This window comes from Streptomyces sp. NPDC015032 (genome assembly GCF_043080425.1).
In the GTDB taxonomy this organism is placed as follows: Bacteria; Actinomycetota; Actinomycetes; order Streptomycetales; family Streptomycetaceae; genus Streptomyces.
Genome location: NZ_JBIBVN010000038.1, coordinates 48,648 through 65,395 on the forward strand (window position 1 = coordinate 48,648; position 16,748 = coordinate 65,395).

General features: G+C 71.1%; 15 protein-coding genes and 1 pseudogene. 8 read left to right on the top strand and 8 right to left on the bottom strand.

What is annotated here, in order from left to right; translation table 11 throughout:
• Positions 1 to 458: 458 nt before the first annotated feature.
• The gene (locus ACF08M_RS34035) at positions 459 to 1,058 is read right to left on the bottom strand and encodes a TetR/AcrR family transcriptional regulator (RefSeq protein WP_392189130.1); all 600 of its coding nucleotides are present in this window, start codon (positions 1,056 to 1,058) and stop codon (positions 459 to 461) included.
• Between the two features lie 114 nt (positions 1,059 to 1,172).
• Between ACF08M_RS34035 and ACF08M_RS34040 the strand changes: the two genes are divergently transcribed.
• Positions 1,173 to 2,225 carry an alpha/beta hydrolase gene (locus tag ACF08M_RS34040; protein WP_392189131.1) on the top strand — a complete coding sequence of 351 codons (1,053 nt, stop codon included), beginning with the start codon at positions 1,173 to 1,175 and terminating at the stop codon, positions 2,223 to 2,225.
• A gap of 520 nt (positions 2,226 to 2,745) precedes the next feature.
• Here the strand turns inward: ACF08M_RS34040 and ACF08M_RS34045 are convergent.
• Positions 2,746 to 3,225, bottom strand: coding sequence for a carboxymuconolactone decarboxylase family protein (locus ACF08M_RS34045; RefSeq protein WP_392189146.1), 480 nt, complete (start codon positions 3,223 to 3,225; stop codon positions 2,746 to 2,748).
• A 110-nt stretch (positions 3,226 to 3,335) separates the two neighbouring features.
• Between ACF08M_RS34045 and ACF08M_RS34050 the strand changes: the two genes are divergently transcribed.
• Positions 3,336 to 4,259, top strand: coding sequence for a pirin family protein (locus tag ACF08M_RS34050; protein WP_392189132.1), 924 nt, complete (start codon positions 3,336 to 3,338; stop codon positions 4,257 to 4,259).
• A gap of 21 nt (positions 4,260 to 4,280) precedes the next feature.
• Positions 4,281 to 4,622, top strand: a complete 342-nt coding sequence (locus ACF08M_RS34055; RefSeq protein ID WP_392189133.1) for a GNAT family N-acetyltransferase — start codon at positions 4,281 to 4,283, stop codon at positions 4,620 to 4,622.
• Positions 4,623 to 5,212: 590 nt separating this feature from the next.
• Here ACF08M_RS34055 and ACF08M_RS34060 read toward each other — a convergent pair.
• The 4 genes from ACF08M_RS34060 to ACF08M_RS34075 all read right to left on the bottom strand — a co-directional run bounded on the left by ACF08M_RS34060 (position 5,213) and on the right by ACF08M_RS34075 (position 11,264).
• Entirely contained in the window at positions 5,213 to 6,007 is a 795-nt protein-coding gene (locus ACF08M_RS34060; protein ID WP_392189134.1) for a nucleotidyltransferase domain-containing protein, read from the bottom strand.
• Positions 6,008 to 6,585: 578 nt separating this feature from the next.
• Positions 6,586 to 7,176, bottom strand: a complete 591-nt coding sequence (locus ACF08M_RS34065; RefSeq protein ID WP_392189135.1) for a hypothetical protein — start codon at positions 7,174 to 7,176, stop codon at positions 6,586 to 6,588.
• A 1,071-nt stretch (positions 7,177 to 8,247) separates the two neighbouring features.
• Positions 8,248 to 10,557: an FtsX-like permease family protein gene (locus tag ACF08M_RS34070; protein ID WP_392189136.1), complete on the bottom strand. Its 2,310-nt coding sequence runs from the start codon at positions 10,555 to 10,557 to the stop codon at positions 8,248 to 8,250.
• A complete protein-coding gene (locus ACF08M_RS34075) occupies positions 10,554 to 11,264 on the bottom strand; it encodes an ABC transporter ATP-binding protein (protein ID WP_392189137.1) in 711 nt (236 codons plus the stop codon). Before ACF08M_RS34075 ends, ACF08M_RS34070 begins: the two co-directional genes overlap by 4 nt.
• Before the next feature lie 138 nt (positions 11,265 to 11,402).
• Here ACF08M_RS34075 and ACF08M_RS34080 point away from each other — a divergent pair, with 138 nt between their 5' ends.
• A complete protein-coding gene (locus ACF08M_RS34080) occupies positions 11,403 to 12,242 on the top strand; it encodes a sensor histidine kinase (RefSeq protein WP_392189138.1) in 840 nt (279 codons plus the stop codon).
• A complete protein-coding gene (locus ACF08M_RS34085; RefSeq protein WP_392189139.1) occupies positions 12,239 to 12,958 on the top strand; it encodes a response regulator in 720 nt (239 codons plus the stop codon). Before ACF08M_RS34080 ends, ACF08M_RS34085 begins: the two co-directional genes overlap by 4 nt.
• 78 nt (positions 12,959 to 13,036) lie before the next feature.
• Here ACF08M_RS34085 and ACF08M_RS34090 read toward each other — a convergent pair whose 3' ends face one another.
• Together ACF08M_RS34090 and ACF08M_RS34095 are read right to left on the bottom strand one after the other, a co-directional pair.
• A complete protein-coding gene (locus tag ACF08M_RS34090; protein WP_392189140.1) occupies positions 13,037 to 13,267 on the bottom strand; it encodes a recombinase in 231 nt (76 codons plus the stop codon).
• 466 nt (positions 13,268 to 13,733) lie between these two features.
• On the bottom strand, positions 13,734 to 14,471 hold the full coding sequence (locus ACF08M_RS34095) for a hypothetical protein (protein ID WP_392189141.1): 738 nt from the start codon (positions 14,469 to 14,471) through the stop codon (positions 13,734 to 13,736).
• Between the two features lie 233 nt (positions 14,472 to 14,704).
• Between ACF08M_RS34095 and ACF08M_RS34100 the strand changes: the two genes are divergently transcribed.
• From ACF08M_RS34100 to ACF08M_RS34110, 3 genes and pseudogenes are all read left to right on the top strand, one after another.
• The gene (locus ACF08M_RS34100; protein ID WP_392189142.1) at positions 14,705 to 15,157 is read left to right on the top strand and encodes a hypothetical protein; all 453 of its coding nucleotides are present in this window, start codon (positions 14,705 to 14,707) and stop codon (positions 15,155 to 15,157) included.
• Positions 15,120 to 15,503: pseudogene (locus ACF08M_RS34105) on the top strand (IS5/IS1182 family transposase); the annotation flags it as partial. The gene ACF08M_RS34100 and the pseudogene ACF08M_RS34105, both read left to right, overlap by 38 nt.
• Before the next feature lie 153 nt (positions 15,504 to 15,656).
• Positions 15,657 to 16,748, top strand: a 1,092-nt coding sequence (locus ACF08M_RS34110) for an MFS transporter (RefSeq protein ID WP_392189147.1), incomplete at its 3' end; no start/stop codon positions are given.

The window sequence follows — 16,748 nt, forward strand, 5'->3', positions numbered from 1 at the left end:
CCAGGCACGGCTGCAGGTGCAGTGGTACGACTTCAGCGGCGGGCGCCAGTTCCCCGGGGCCTTGCCGCCCTTCGCTCGGTTGCCGCCGGCCGGCGCCGCGGTCAGCTGCGATCGGGCCAGGTCGTTCGCGAAGGCCCGCCGCTCGTCCGTCGACCGCTCAGGCGCCCCGGCCGGCGGGGAGCGTCATTCCGAATGTGCGGTATTCGTCATATGCAGTATTCGTCCGGTGGAGCCTGTGGGCACGGGCACGTCATCACCTGGTGTGCGGCTGCCGGGCCCCTCGGCAGCGCGACGCAGACACCAGCGCAGCGCGACGCAGACACCAGCAGGGACTGCGACAAGAACGCCCTCCTGCGCAAGTCGCGGCTGCGGGTGCCGCGCTGGAGCGACGCTGGAACCCTGGGCGGCGGTGGAACGCCGCTGTCCAGCAGCCCCCTGAGGGCCTGGGGAGGCAGCCCCTAGCTCCTCCCCCTCAGACCGTCCAGCACCAAGTCCGCCAAGCGCTCCGGCAAGTCCGGCTCGATCGGGCGGTGGCCGAGCAGAGAGCGGGTCTGGAGCGGGGAGCAGAGCAGTTCCAGCGCCAGGGCCACATCCGTGTCCGCCGGGAGTTCCCCACGTTCGACGGCCCGGCCGACGATGGCGCCGGCCTGATCGAGGCGGGACTGCCAGAAGGTCTGCCAGGCCTCGGCGAGGTCCGGGTCGCCGGAGCTGAGCGAGGCCGCCCGGGCAACGGAGCGGCCGGTCGGGGTGGCCAGGTACTCGGCCAGCGCGCGGGCGAAGGTGGCCAGGTCGGTGCGGACGGCTCCGGTGTCGGGGACGGGGATGCCCTCGTCGCTGCCGACCAGCATGGCGTCCAGCACGAGCTTCTCCCGGCTGCCCCAACGCCGGTACACCGTGGTCTCGTTGACCCCGGCACGGGCCGCGACCTCGGCGATGCTGAGCCGGGCGATGCCTTCCTCGGCCAGCACCTCCATGGCGGCCGCGAGAACGGCCTGGCGGACGCGCGCGGCGCGGCCGCCCGGGCGGCGGCGGATCGGCTCCGGTTCTTCCTCGGTCATGTGTCGATCACCTCGACCACCACCTTAACGCAGGAGCGCTTGCGTTAAGCGCCGCCCGAGCGCATAGTCACTAATGCAAGAGTTCCGGCTTTAAGTACAGCAGGAGGCATCACCATGTCCTTCACCTGGCCCCTGGACCCGCAGGACCTGTTCGTCGAGCGCTACCCGCAGATGACCCTCGGCCTCCCCGTCGACGAGGTGGACGCGGTCCGCGCCGCCGTCACCGAGATGTGGCCCGACCGGCCCGGCAGCTGGGTGTACGAATGGTCCGCCCTCGGCGCCCGGCACGCCGAGGCCGGGCGCCATCGCCTGGCCGCACAGGCGTACGGCTGGGCCAAGTTCCCCTCACTGGCCGACGGCCCGAAGCGCACCGCGCTCGCCCGCCAGGTCGAGCAGTACGCCCTCGCCGCCCCCGGCTTCCCGGTGGAGTTCGAGCGCCGCACGCTCACCGTCCCGTACCGCGGCGGCGAAGCCGGCCTGCCGATCCACCTGATGGCCGCCCCCGGCCTGCCCGCCGACGCGCCGGTCGTGCTGGCCAGCGGCGGGGTGGACTCCTGGAAGACCGACCTGCACGGCATGTGGGAGCAGCTCGCGCTCGCCCTGCCGGCACGGCTGCTGCTGTTCGACATCGCCGGCACCGGCGAGACCGCCCACCTGCCGATGACCCCGGACGGCGGGGCCGAGGTGATCGCCGGGCTGGTCTCCTTCGCCCGCACGATCGGCAACGGGAAGGCCGGCCACTTCGGCATCTCGATGGGCGGTTACTACTCCGCCCGGACCGGACTGACCGGGGCGGTGGACGCCTCTGTGGTGCTCGGCGGCCCGGTGGAGCGCTCCTTCGCTCCGGGCCGCGGCTTCGCCTTCGGCATGGACGGCATCGTCGGCAACGCCCTGGGTTTCGGCGCCATGCCGGGCACGGCCGAGCGCGAGGAGGCCTTCGCGGCCTTCGACCTGCGCCCGCTGCTGGACCAGGACGCCAATGGGCCGATGCTGGTGGTCAACGGGACCGAGGACGTCCACGTCCCGCTGGACGACACCCTGGTGTTCGAGGGCCGCCGGGACACCCGGGTCGAACTGATCCCGGACACCGGCCACTGCGCCATCTCGCGCTTCGGCGAGGCGATGGCCGTGATCGCTCCCTGGCTGAAGGACACCCTGACCGGCTGATCCGGCGGTCCTGTCGCGACACGAGGCCGTCAACCCGTAAGCGCCGCGCGTGGCGTCGCCGGGAGGAGACGCTCACGGGCGGCGCCCGCAGGTCCGCATCGGCGCTCAGGAACTCGATCCGGCCGCGCCGCGCCGGGTGTGCGGGCGAACGGGGCGACGCCGATCCGCCACCGCACGCCGGCACCGGCCGCCCCACCAGCGGCCAGTAGCCTGTCACGGCTCGGGAACCGTGCAGGCCACGGCCGCCTTGGACGCATCGCAGTGCGCGAACGGGGGGGAAGTCCACCCAGTACGGGTCTTTCTCCGGCATCCGGTACTTGGCCGGGAAGCCCGAGCTGAACGCCCACCCGTCGAGGCGGAGTCGGTCCATCCCGGCATGGCCGACCGGCCGCCTGTCGAAGGGAAACGCCGGGTGCTGGAGGTCGCCGGTGAGCACTTCGGGTTGTCACTGCCGCGGCAGGCGATCGGGAGCGGGCAGCTTCCTGCAGTGGTCACCCGCACCTCACCCGGGTCTTGCGTTTCAGCGGGAGGGGGTCTCCCGTACCGGGTGCTTGCTCAGGATCGAGACCCGGTTGAAGGCGTTGATGGTGATGGCCACCCAGATCACCGCGGACAGTTCGTCGTCGCTCAGCGCCTCTCGGGCCTCGGCGTACGCCCGCTCCTGGGCGAGGGCGTCGGCGGGGCGGGTGGTGGCCTCGGCGAGGGCGAGGGCGGCGCGTTCTCGGGCGGTGAAGAGTTCGGTGTCGCGCCAGGCGGCGAGCACGCCGAGGCGCCGGGTGGTCTCACCGGCCCGCAGCGCGGCCCGGGTGTGCACGTCGAGGCAGTAGGCGCAGCCGTTGAGCTGGGAGACGCGGAGGTTGACCAGTTCGACCAGGATCCGGTCGAGACCCGCATCGGCGGCGGTCGTGCGGACGGCGTCGGCCGCCTGCACCAGCGCCTGGTACGCGGTGGGGCTCTGCTTGTCGAGGTAGGTCCGTCCGGTGGACCGGAGAGCTGTCATGACCTGCGCCGTCTCACTCACCCTGTGCTCCTTCGTCAGTTGCCGGGCGTTGTCGGCACGGCTATCATCCAACAGTTGTTGAAATAGAAACTACACTGTGGGGGTCGGAGATGGGTGACACAGAGGTCGAGGTCCTCACGGCCCGGGACGTCCCGCTGGGCGGCCCGCGCGCCATGACCGTACGCCGCACACTGCCCCAGCGGGCCCGGACGCTCATCGGGGCCTGGTGCTTCGCCGACCACTATGGCCCCGACCTGGTCGCCGACTCCGGCGGCATGGACGTCGCCCCTCATCCGCACACCGGGCTGCAGACCGTGAGCTGGCTCTTCACCGGCGAGATCGAGCACCGCGACAGCCTGGGCACCCACGCCTTCGTACGCCCCGGAGAGATCAACCTCATGACCGGCGGACACGGCATCAGCCACACGGAGGTCTCCACGCCCCTCACCACCGTCCTGCACGGCGTCCAGCTCTGGCTGGCTCTCCCCGGCGAACACCGCAACGCCCCCCGCGACTTCCAGCACCACGCCCCTGAGCCGCTCCGCGTAGACGGCGCCGAACTCAGAGTCTTCCTGGGCACGCTGGCCGGCCAGACCTCTCCCGTCCGCACCTTCACCCCGCTCCTCGGCGCCGAACTCCTCCTCGGCCCCGGCGCCACCGTCACCCTCGATGTCGACCCGTCCTTCGAACACGGCCTGCTCGTCGACGAAGGCGATATCCGCCTCGCCGGCACGGTCCTCCGCCCCGCCGAACTCGGTTACGTGGCCACCGGGCGGACGGCGCTCACCCTCACCAACGTCTCCGGCCACCGCGCACGGGCGGTCCTGCTCGGCGGCACGCCGTTTCGCGAAGAGATCGTCATGTGGTGGAACTTCATCGGCCGCAGCCACCAGGACATCGTCGAGGCGCGGGAGGAATGGGAGCGGGCCTCCGACCGTTTCGGCAGCGTCGACGGCTACCCCGGCGACCGGCTGCCCGCCCCCGCCCTGCCGAACGCCGTCATCGCCCCCCGCAAGAACCCCTCCCACCGCTGAACCCCCACCGGAAGGACCGTCATGAGCGAGCAGACCGCTGCCCCCCTCGTCCGACGCGCCGACGCCCGTCACCGCTACGAGATCCTCGTCGACGACGAGCGCGCCGGCCTGACCGCCTACCGCGACCGCGACGACCGGCGGGTCTTCTTCCACACCGAGATCGACGACGCCTACGCCGGCCAGGGACTCGCCGCGATCCTCGTCGAGCAGGCCCTGAACGACGTCCGCGCCTCCGGGATGCGGATCGTCCCCGTCTGCCCGTACGTGGCCAAGTTCCTCAAGAAACACCAGGAGTTCACGGACATCACCGACCCCGTGACCCCCGAGGTCCTCACGTGGCTCGACGCCCGGCTGAAACGCTGACGCCACCACTCCCGGCGCCCCGTTCGGCGTGAACATCTCCGCTGTGCGGCCGCTGCTGCCCCCCTTTGGTCACCAGCGCGGTCGTCATCGCTCGCTTCCTGCAGAAGCACGGCATCACCCCTGGCGCAGCCGCCCGGTTCGAGGCGCACCGCTCCGGTCGGGGGTCCGGCCGAGGTGGGCCCGGGAGGGGCAGAGGGGGTGATCTCGGAGGCGTCCGCGCGAGTGCGTGCGGCGCGTCCGGCAGGAGCTGGGCGTCGGGTGGGGTGGGGATGCCTTCTGCCCGCGCTGCCGTTGGAGCTGAAGCCGTACCAGCGCAGGGGCTGCTGCCCCAGGGCGTACGCCGTGCCGGACCAGGTGATGGAGTTCGTGCTCCGGGCCCCTGCTGGTGCTCGCCGAGGGCCTGATGGCTCAGCCGAACGGCTCGCCTCGCTCACCGCGGCCCCGGTGCCCGGCCCCCGCACCGCGCCCAGGGGCGAAAGCCGCCCGGCCGGCGGCAAACGGCGCGGCCGGGCCGGCCTTGAAGGACCCATGCCTCGGCGTCGTTCCCGGGCGGCCGGCTCGTTGACCGGGGTGAGGTGGGCCGGAAAATGTCAGCGGCCCTGATCGATGACGTCGTGGAGGTACTGCATGGCGAGCTTCTCGGCGTGGTGGCGCCGTTCAACGATCGCTCCGCCGGCATCGGACCACCGGCGGTAGAGATCGACGGTGGCGAGGAGCGCCTGTCCGGCTTCGTGGCGGTCGTAGCCGCACAGCGTTGCCCGAAGGGTGCGCGCCTCTTCGGGCGCGATGGTCTCCAGGTGGCGTACACCGCGGGGGAACGCGCCCACCCGGCGGGCGGCCAGGGGGCCGAGCACGGTCTCGCGCAGGTAGGTGAGGAAGCTGATGGTCTCGAACAGTTCCCCGCGGCCGAGCTTCGTCGCGCCGTAGTGCACCCAGATCCAGAACCGGTCCTCGATCCACTGGAGGTCGAACGCCGGGGTGACCGGCTGCTGCTGGGCGAGGGCGCCGGCCAGGAGGCCGTCCCGGTCCCACAGGATCTCCGGGTCCTCGATCCGCTCGGCGAAGCCGGAGGCCCGGACGAACTTGAAGTCGACGTGCAGGAGGGGCGGCCCGACGAGCGTGATGATCACGCGCGGCTCGCCGACATGCTCCCCGGTGAATCCGGCCACCAGGCAGGCCCAGGAGCCGATCAGCACGAGCCGCTCCCGCATGACCGCCTCGTACGCCTCGTCATCGATGACCAGGATCAGGTCCACGTCCGAGTAGACATCGGGGCGGCCTCCCACGATCGACCCAGTGATCGCCACGCCGGCCACGCGCGCATCCTGCCGGATCCGGGGAAGCGCGTCGCTCAGGAACCGGCGGTGCAAGGAGGGGGCGTCCATCTGCTTTCCTTCCGATCGGAGCGAAGCAGATCAACGTAACACTCCGCCGGGCAGCAATCTCAACCCGAATTTCTCACAGGCGACCCGTTCATGAGAGCCCGTCATCCACCTCCGCCGTCTGCCCTGTCCGAGTTCCGGCCGGCATCGGGCAGCCGGTGCCGGTCCGGGCTCTTCTCAGTCATCCTGGGGCGATGCGGAGCATGGCCGTCGCGGGCCCCCTCCTCGGAACCGGCACGCCCGCGCCGGTCACCGAGTGTCCTGCGGTACGAGCCGCTCGCCGTCCGGACCGGGCAGCATGTCAGGTCTGATCGGGCCTTGTGCCGGTGCGGCCCGGGCGCGGCGCGCGAGGCGGCCGACTGCTCGATGGCCGGCCGCCTCGCGCCGAACTCGTTGCCGATGCCCTGGACATGGCACCCGCACCGGGCCGCCTGGAGTCCGGCTGTGTGATCCACAGCGACCGCGGACCGGAAAATACCCTGGGGCAACTCCGCCCGGCTCCGCCCCGGCCACGACGGCCGGGAGGAGGCCGGGGCCGTCGGCCCGGGTGCCGTGCCCGTCGGGCCACGACAGCGCCGTGACTACGAGAAGGTCGGCGACGCCTTCGCCAGACTGCTCTCGTGGACCTCCAGCCACTCCCGCAGGTCCCCGCAGCCGGTGAGCCCCCGGCCCGGATAGTCCACCCGGTAGCCGTTCGCGTTGCCCGGCAGACCTGTCTCCAGGCACTGTGCGGCGTAGGGCATCGTGAAGGCGATGCCGTGGGAGTTCACCCGCACCGCCTCGCTTTCATGGTTCTGCAGGATCACCGCCGCCGAATTCGCCCTCGCCGCCAGGTCGTCGGTGCCCGCCGTGAGTTCCCCGACGATCGCCGGATCACGTCTGGACTTCGCGTCGAGTCTTTCGAAGCGCTGCATCAGGAGGCGCATGCGCGTGGAGGACTGGATCAGTTCGCCGTAGCGGGTCACCTGCTCACGCGCCCGGTCCCGGTCCCGTCGGCCGTCCGCCTCGCTCCTCGTCGCTTCCAGGACGCTTGCCGCCTGCCTCTCTCCCGTCTCCAGAACGCCCTGCGCCTGGAGATGCCCGGCCATGACCGTGCCGACGACGGCTGCGAGCCCGACGTACGTGGGTGCATGAGCCCGAAGGTGATCACTCAACCGAGCGGCTGTCAGCATGAGTTGACCGTACCTCTCGGGTACAACGGCTGCACACGGAACGGGCCCGTCTCGCATCCCCCGTCCGCCCGGGGGCCCGGCCGAGCCCGTGCCGGCTCCCCTGCCGCCGGTCCACGGGACACCTCCGACGCACCCACCGCCCGAAGAGCGCTGCGGAGATCGACCGGGAGCTGCCCGGCCTCACCGGCGGCGACCGCAGCCAGGTCCTCGAAGGCCGGCTTCGCGAGCAGGCCGCCATCGAGGCGGAGGACTTCGTGTGGCGGCGTGAGCAGGCCGCCACAGTGCAGGCCCGCCGCGATGCCGTCCCTACGACTGCCCAGGGGCGGGCGGAGCACAAGCGCCGGGCCGCGGCGGCTGAGGAGGCGGCCCGGCAGGCTCTGCCGTGCGAGGACTGCGGCCAGGAACGGGCGGCCGGGCCGTGCGGGGGCTGCGGCTACCGGCGCCGGGTGGCAGATCTCCTGACGGAGGCCGAGCTGGTGACCGTCGCATCGTTGGCCGCCCCACAGACACCAAAGCCGCCGCCCGGGCCGTCGGGGAGGTCCGGGAAATCCTCGGCGCCCTCACCCAGGCGGCCCGCCGGCGGTACCTCGACGCGGTGGAGCCCGGCCGGCGCGAGGCCGACCCGGACTGCGGCGCGCTCGCGGCCTCCGAATGCGCCGCGCAGGAGGCCCGAAACCGGACCGCCGAGCGCCTGCCGGCCCCGGGAGAAGCAGCCGCGCAAGGAGCAGACCACGGCCCGGACCCAGAGGGCCGCCTCCGGACCCTTCGCCGAGAGGCCGGCCGAGTTCGCCGCCCGTTTGCTGACCGGCGAGACGGGCGGGGCGGTGATCGCATGACCGAGCTGAGCGGGTCAACCTCGCGCGCCAGGCCCTGGCCGGCGAGGCGGCCAGCAAGAACGGCGGCACCCGAAAGGAGAAGCCGAAGCGGCGCACCGGCCAAGTCGTGCGGCGCGACGGCCGGGAGCCGGCCGGGCCCGGCACCGCGATCACGATGATGACCGAGCGCGGCCTGGCCGCCCCGGTTGCCGGCGGCAGCGTCCTTGCCTTTCTCTGCACCATGCCGAGAGGTGATCTACTCGGTGTGCAGCACCGAGGCGATGGTCATCCGGGCCGCTGACCGGGCCGGGACCAGTGCGCCGAGGACTGCGATCGCCACACCCGCCAGGAGCATCGCGGCCAGCTGCGGCGCGTGCCACACGTCCTTCATATATGCGGGGAAGTCGACCACCCCGACATGGTCCACGACGAGGCGGTGCGCCACGATCCCGAGCGGGATGCCGAGCAGCCCGCCGACCACGCCCAGCCCGGCCACCGAGGTCACCGTCATCACCACCACCTGCCGGGGGGTCATCCCGATCGACTTGAGCATGCCCAGGTCTCGGCGCCGCTCACGGGTGTTCAGGAGAACGGTGTTGAAGACACCGAGCGACGCGACGAGCGTCAGCAGCACCGTGAACACCGTCGAGAAGGTGATGATGGTGGCGGTGCCGGCGTTGCCGGAGTCCATCACCGACGCGTGCAGGCCCGGGTCGAGCGCCGCGACTGCCTCGGCGTAGGCGCGCGCGTCGGCGCCGGAGGCGAGCCGTACCGTGTACTCGGTGGCATGGGCGTCCGGTGCGAGTTGGGCGAAGCTCTCCCAAGCGGCCTCCAGGGCCCGGGCGTTACCCTGAATGAGCTGACCCACGACGGTCGCGGTGATCTTCCTGCCGTTCAGCTCCAGCGTGACCCGGTCACCGAGCTTCAGCCCGCGCTGGCTCAGGAACGCCGGCCCGGCCACGATCTCGCCCGCCGCGCCCGGCGCCCGGCCCTTGACGATGGTGTGCTCGTACAAGGAATCGTCGCCGCGGTAGAAGTCGGCGAAGACGGGCTGGGTCTGCCCGGTCATGTTCGCCTGGGACAGCGCGCGGGCCCGTACCCCCTCCGCGCCCTGCAGGGATCGCAGCCGTTTCTCGATCTGCGGGTCACTGAGCCGGGGCGGGGTCCGGTCGTTGCCCGATCCTCCGGTCGTCACGTGGATCCTGGCGCCTCCGTCCTCCCGCCCGACATTGCCGTACGCCACCATGGTGCTGGTCAGTCCGGTCGACAGGGTCGCTGTGGTGACCCCGAGGATGATGGCAGCCATGGTCAGCAGGGTGCGGGCGGGGCGGGCGAACGGCTGGCCGAGGCCCAGGCTGACCGGGCGCGGCAGCCGGGTGGCGCCGAGCATCCGCTGGACGCGCCGCCCGCGCCCGGTCCGCGGCGCGCCGCCCGCGCTGATGGCCCGTGCTGCGGGCAGCCGGTGGGCCCGCAGGGCGGGCACCAGCGCGGCGAGGAGGACGAGGGCGGGCATGCCCACGAGGCAGGCCACGGACACCCACGGGCTGATGTCGCCGACCGAGGCCCGGCCTACGTCGATGCCGGTGAACGCGACCTTCAGGATCGGCCCGGCCAGCGCGTTGCCGGCCAGCGTGCCCAGCACGCAGCCCACCATGGCCGGTACGGAGAGCATCGTCAGGTAGACGGCGACGACCTGGTTGGGGGTGAAGCCCAGGGCCTTGAGCACTCCGATGTGCCGGTACCCGGAGACGACCGCCCCGCTGACCACGTTGCCGACGATCAGGGTGGAGACGAGCAGGCCGAGGATGCCGAAGAGTGTGATGAACGGGAGGTAGGAGTCGGCCAGCGCGGAGAAGGCCTGCTTGAGGGTGAGGTAGGTCTGTGCGCCGGTCAGCGATTCCTTGGGCAGTCCTGCGGTGGCCCGCGCCAGCGAGGCGCTCAGCCGGTCCTCTGTGGAGGAGTCCGTGAAGCGGTAGAGCATCTGGGCGGAGGTCGGGTGCAGTGCGGCCATCTGCTCGGGCGAGACCCAGGCGCTCGCCGACTTGCTCATGCTGGTGGCGAAGCCGACGACGGTCAGCGTCGCTCCGCTGGGGATCTCCAGCTTGGTGCCGAGGAGTTCCGTCCCGGGGGAGCCCTGGACGGGCCAGTTGATGACGATCTCGCCGGACGCGGTGGCCCAGTGGCCCTCAAGGAGCTCGATCCGGTCCACGGGGCCCGCCGGATCGGCCCGGCCCACCACGGTGAGGGTGCCGCCCGCCATCCAGAGCCAGTCCTTGGGGATGTCGACGACGGCCTGCCCGAACGGTCCGGCCGCGGCCTCCACCCCCGGCTGCCGGGCGGTCCGCGCCAACTGCTCCTGCGAGATCTTCGTGGTGTCGAAGGCCGCCACCGTATGGGCACCGCGCTGTGCGGTGTAGGCCTTGTCGAAGGGGCCCGAGGCGGCGCTCAGCAGCGCCAGCGCGAGCAGGACGGTCGTGGTGGAGCAGAGCACGACGAGCCCGATGACGAAGGTCTGGAGCCGGCGGCGCTTCACGGCCGCGCGGGAGGCTCTCCATACGGCGCTCACGCGGTCGCCTCCAGCGTGCTCTCGCGGGCGACCCGGCCGTCGGCGACTTCGATCAGCCGGCTGGCGCAGCGGGTGGCCAGCTGCGGGTCGTGGGTGACGATCAACAGGGTCTGGCCGATCTGGTTGAGGTCGATCAGCAGATCCATCACCTGCTCGCTCGACCGGCTGTCGAGGGCACCGGTCGGCTCGTCGGCAAGCAGCAGGGCCGGGCGGTTCATCAACGCCCGTGCGACGGCGACGCGTTGGCGCTCGCCGCCGCTGAGCGTCGCCGGATAGTCGTTCCGGCGTTCGGCGACACCGAGTTCGTCCAGGAGCTCCAGGGCGCGGTGGCGCGCCTGCCGGGCCGGGGTGCCGGTCAGCTGCGCGGCCAGCGCCACGTTGTCCAGGACGGGCAGGTCGTCGATGAGGTTGAAGAACTGGAAGATCATGCCGACGTTCCGCCGCCGGAACAGCGCCAGGCCGGTCTCGTTCAGTTTCCCGAGGTCGTGGCCCTGCACCTCGACTGTGCCCGAGGTCGGCCGGTCCAGGCCGGCCACCATGTTGAGCAAGGTGGACTTGCCGCAGCCGGAGGGGCCCATGACGGCGACCGCGTCCCCCGCCCTGATTTCCAGCGACAGGCCGTCCAGGGCCTTCGCGTCGCCGTACTCCTTGTGCACGTCGTCCAGTCGCACCACCACTTGCCGGGCACTGTCGTGATCAGTTGTCATGGCTCGAACTTAGGATGGAGTCCGCGGACGGGGCGTCGCCCCCCGGATGTATCCGTCCGGGCAGGTCATCCCGGGGGTGTACGGAGCTGCATCCGGGGGCTGATGTGGGGTGCGTCGTGCAGCTGCAAGGATGATCCGGTGTGGGGATCTGGGACGATCTGGCTGGTCATCGCCCTGGCGGCGGCAGTTGGCGCCGCCGGGTGTCTGTGCGTGGCGGTGGTCCGGGCGCGGCGGCTGCACCAGGCGGCCATCGAGGAGCGCGGCTGGCTGCTGGAGCGGGAGCGCGAGAGCGCGACGCGGACCGCGGTCGATGCCGAGCGGGCCAGGATCGCCGCCGAGCTCCACGACATCGTCAGCCACAACGTGAGCCTCATGGTGGTCCAGGCCGGAGCCGCCCGCGAGGTGCTGGCCACGATGCCTGCTGAGGCTGCGGCGGCGATGAGCGCCGTCGAGACCGCCGGGCGGAACACGATGACCGAGCTGCGGCACCTGCTCGGTCTGCTCGCACCCGCGCAGAACGGCGACGACGAGCCCTACGGTATGGACCTGTCACCGCAGCCGAGCTTGAGCCGGCTCAGCCCGCTGATCGACCGGATCGCCTTTGCCGGCCTGCCCGTGGAGATGCGTATCTCGGGTGAGCCACGCCCGCTGCCGACCGGGATCGATGTCACCGCCTACCGGATCATCCAGGAGGCCCTGACCAATGCCCTCAAACACGGGGACGGAGCGAAAGCCGAGGTGACGGTGCGATACGCGGACCACTACCTGCGAGTCGAGGTGCTGAACGGCGGACCGAGCATCCTGTCGGACAGCCGGCCCGCGCGGAAAGAGCCGGTCCCGGGCCAGGCAGACGGAACGGGACGCGGGCTGCTCGGCCTGCGGGAGCGGGTCGCCGTCTACGGCGGCGACCTGGACGCCCGCCGCCGCCTCGGCGGCGGCTACCGAGTCCGCGCCCGGATTCCGCTGGACCGGCCATGACGACGCACACCGAACCCGCCCCTCGCGTCGTGATCGCCGACGACCAGGAGCTGGTCCGCACCGGCTTCCGCCTGATCCTCACCGCCCGCGGTATCGATGTGGTGGGCGAAGCCGGCGACGGAGCCGAGGCCGTGGCCACCGTGCGGAGGCTGCGGCCCGACGTCGTACTGATGGACATCCGGATGCCCATCATGGACGGCCTGGAAGCCGCCCGCCGCATACTCGCGCAGGCCCCGGACTGCCGGGTGATCATGCTGACCACTTTCGACCTCGACCACTACGTCTACGCCGCCCTCGCCGCCGGAGCCAGTGGATTCCTGCTCAAGGACGTCACCCCCGCACATCTGGCCGCCGCCGTACGCCTGGTCGACACCGGTGACGCCCTGCTCGCACCCTCGATCACCCGTCGCCTGGTGGAGCGCTTCGCCCCCAGCGCCCCCAGAACCGGTTCGCGCCTCGCAACCCCGGCCGTCCACCGAGACCTGGCCGCACTGACGCCGCGCGAGCGCGAGGTACTGACGCTCATGGGCCGAGGTCTTTCCAATTCCGAACTGGCACGCGAACTGACGCTCAGTGAGGCGACCGTGAAGACCCACGTGGCCCGGATCTTCGCCAAACTGACCCTGCGCGACCGGGCCCAGGCCGTCGTCCTCGCCTACGAGACAGGACTCGTCTCACCGGGCGAGTCCGCTGACACCGCCAACCCCTGCCGATAGCCGGCGATTTTGGAGCCAGGCATGCCGACGCAGGCCCTCCTGTACCAGACGTGAAAAACCAGTTCAGCTTGGCGCTGATCACCCTGGTGTGACCTGGGGCTTCTGGTGAGGGACTACGGGAAGGCCGAGGGAGACCGGGCGGCTTCGCGCGATACGGTGGGCCTGCTCGCGCTTGCCCCGTAGGAGCGTGAGGTCGAGCCCTTCGATCTCACCTCGCCAGTCCTCCTGGACAGCCGGTTGGCGGCGTGCAATCAGGTCTTCCTCCAGTTCGTCGAGGCGGGGGACCATCTTTGGGTTGATGCTCAGCATGGGGCAGCGGATGTCCCGTTGACCGAACTAACTGGGATGCCGCCGGAGCTTTGTCCGAGGTCAACGGACAGTAACTGCACGGGGGTTCAGGGGGCTCCGATGGCTGATCCGCTCGACGGGCAGCGGGTCTGCCGCAACTGCATCGCCAAGTCCCGCATCGAAGAATGCGTACGCTGCGGAGCCCGGCGCGAGCCGGCCAGCCGCGACGCCCAGGGTCGCCCGCTGTGTCCGAACTGCCTGGTCACCGACCCCGCGAACGTCGAGGTCTGCATCAACTGCGGCAAGCGGCGACGAGTACAGAACCGCACCCCCCAACGGCCCTCTCTGCCCCAACTGTTGTCCCCTGCCCGTCCTTGTCTGCTCGATCTGCGGCCGCGCCGCACCCGGCACCCACTCCCGCCTGACCGGCCTGCCCCGCTGCGGCGGCTGCGACAGACGCCAGGCTCACTGCACCGCATGCGGGCGGCTACGAGGCATCCACTCCGGGACCGTCGAAGCGCCGGTCCGCGGTCCCTGCACCGCACCGGACGCCGAGCTCTGGCGCCCATGTCCCACCTGCGGGGAAGCGGAACGACTGCGCGCCGCCGGCCCGTGCCCTCGCTGCACTCTCAAGCAACGGCTCCACGAACTTCTCGCCGACGACTCGGGCTCCATACCCCCGAAGCTGCAGGCCCTCAACGACGCCCTGGCCGACACAGAACGGGCCGGCACGGCGATGCGCCGGCTCTGCGGCGGCATCGTCTCCACCGTCCTGTCCGATCTCGGCTCCGGCCATCGGCCCCTGACACACGAGGCCCTGGACGAACTCCCGGCGGGCAAGGTCGTCGAGCACATCCGCAGCGTGCTCGTGGCCACCGGCACGCTGCCCCAACGGGACGAGCAGATGGTCCGCCTGGAACGGCACGTGAACGATCTCGTCACCTCCCACGCAACCGCCGAGGGACGGAAAATCCTGCACCGGTACGCGACCTGGCACCTCCTGCGACGGCTCCGCCAACGCAGCCGCGGCAACGGCCCACTCCGTACAGCCGTTGCTCTCGTAGTCCCAGAGGCGACGATTCGGCCGGTGAACAAAGCTTCTCCAGCGCACCATCGCTGACCCGACCGAGCCCGGCCACAGGTACTTCTTCTGACGCTCGATCCGTCGAACTTCAGCGAGCGCTGCAGAGGACAGGCCATGGATGGTCGTGATGTCGTCTTGCATCCGAGGCCGACGCGAAAGCTCGGTACGGACGCGGCCAGGCCGTCTACGTGGCATCGGCCTTTCTGGTGATCGTCATGCCGGTCATCATCCCACCAGCGGACGCCATCCGGCCAGCACCGAGTGCAAGAGCTGAATACTGATCGACACCCGCTCTTCGCTGCGCGGGGCGGAGAGCCGCTCATCGGACCTTCTCATCGGGTCGGACTGTCAGGGTGAGCCGCTATCGTGCAGCCGTGACCGGTACCGGGCAGCGTCCACTGCTCTTCCTCGATGTCGACGGACCACTCATTCCCTTCGGCGCGGCGTCGCAGAAGTATCCGACTTTTCAAGCGAGTCCCGAACCACAGGGGAACCCGCTGCTGGCCACGATCAATCCCGAGCACGGGCGCCGGTTGGCGGCGCTGCCGTGCGATCCGGTCTGGGCCACCACATGGATGGCCGACGCGAACGAGTGCATCGCTCCGCGGATCGGCCTGCCCCAGCTGGACGTCGTGATCTGGCCGGAGCCATCCGACACGGATGAGCAGGACGAGCGGAACGGGCTGCACTGGAAAACCCGCACCCTCGTCCACTGCGCGGCTTTACCGACTCCCGGTCTGGCCAGGTGGGCTGTGAACTGGGCAGATGCGTCGCGTAAGTGTCCGTTACGACGGTATCCCGCTGGCGGTGTCGCTGACGGGTGGTAGCCGTAACGACGTCGCCTGGCTCATGCCGCTGATCGAGGCTGTCCCGCCAATACGCAGCGGGCGTGCACGGCCGCGCCGACGTCCCGCAGGGGCTCTACTCCGACGAAGACTACGACCACGACAGGTACCGCGGGCAGCTCCGGGCGGCCGGGATCACCCGGTCATCGACCCCCGCGGCACTGAACACGGCTCAGGGCTGGGCGTCCACCGATGGGTGGTCGGGCAGAGCTTCGCGCTGCGGTACTGGTTCCGCCGGTTACGCGTCCGCTGAGAGATGCCCGACGACATCCATGAAGCCTTTCTCATCCTCGGATGCGCGCTCATCTGCCGACGGCGTCTGAAATCATGCCCGTGGGATCAAAAACATTGGCCCTGGCCACAGTTGCTGCGTACCTTGCCTCCCGTGACCCGCCCCTACCCCGCACCTGTCGCACCCGCTCCTCCGCCCGGGCTGTTCTCCCGTGGGTATCTGGCGGCCACCACCAGTTTCGCGGCGGTGATGTTCCTGACCGGGTTCGCCGCGCTGGCGGTGATGCCGTTGCTGCCGGTGGCTGCCGAGGACCTCGACGGGGTTGCTCTGTATCCGCTGGTGGCGGGGGCGTTCGTGGCCGCGAGTCTGCTCGGCGGGGTGCTGGGCGGGGCGTGGGCGGACCGTGCCGGAGCCCGGCGGCCGTTGATCGCGGGGGTGGTCCTGACCGTCGTGACGCTGCTCGTCTCCGCTACCAGTACCACCATCTGGCAGCTGGCGCTCGGGCGTTTCGCAGACGGCATCGCGGCGGGACTGGTGGCGGTGTCTGTCAACGTGGCCATCGGCCAGTCCTACCCGGATCACATACGGGCTCGCGCCCTGGCCCTGATGAGTGCCTGCTGGATCGTGCCGTCACTTGCCGGTCCGCCGCTCGCCGGGCTCGTAGCCGCGTGGTGGTCCTGGCGGGCGGTGTTCTTCGGCCTCGCGGGCCTCACTCTGCTTCCGGCGGTGGCCGCAGTGTTGCTGCTTCGCGGGCGGGCGGTGCAGGGCGGAGCATCGCAGGGGGCCCAAGGGGCCGAGGGGCCCGTGCGGCGGCCCGCCCTGCCCGTTGCAGTGGCGGTGAGCGCGGCAGCGGCGCTCACTCAGTACGGCGCCTCCGCCTGGGACGTAAGGCACGCAATGTGCACGGTGTCTGGACTGGCACTGCTCGTGGTGTTCGCCCCGCGGCTGCTGCCGCCGCGCACCTGGCGGGCTGAGCGCGGGCTGCCCGTCACGGTGCTGCTGCGGGCGCTCACTTCGGGCGCGTACTTCACACTCGAAGCGTTCGTACCGCTGATGCTGAGTACGGCGCGGCGGGTGCCGGGCGTGGTGACAGGGCTTGCGTTCACCGGGGCCGCGCTCGCCTGGGCCGGAGCGTCCTGGCTGCAGGGGCGTCTGCAGGACCGGGTGCCGCGGCACCGGCTCGTTGCCGTCGGGGCCGGGGTGATGGCAGCCGCGGTTGCTCTGGCCGTATTGTGCACCCTGCCGACAGTACCCGCGGCTGCGGCGGTGACCTCGATGGTGCTGGCCGCTGTCGGCATGGGACTTGCGGCGCCATCGCTGACCCTGCTGTCCCTCACACAC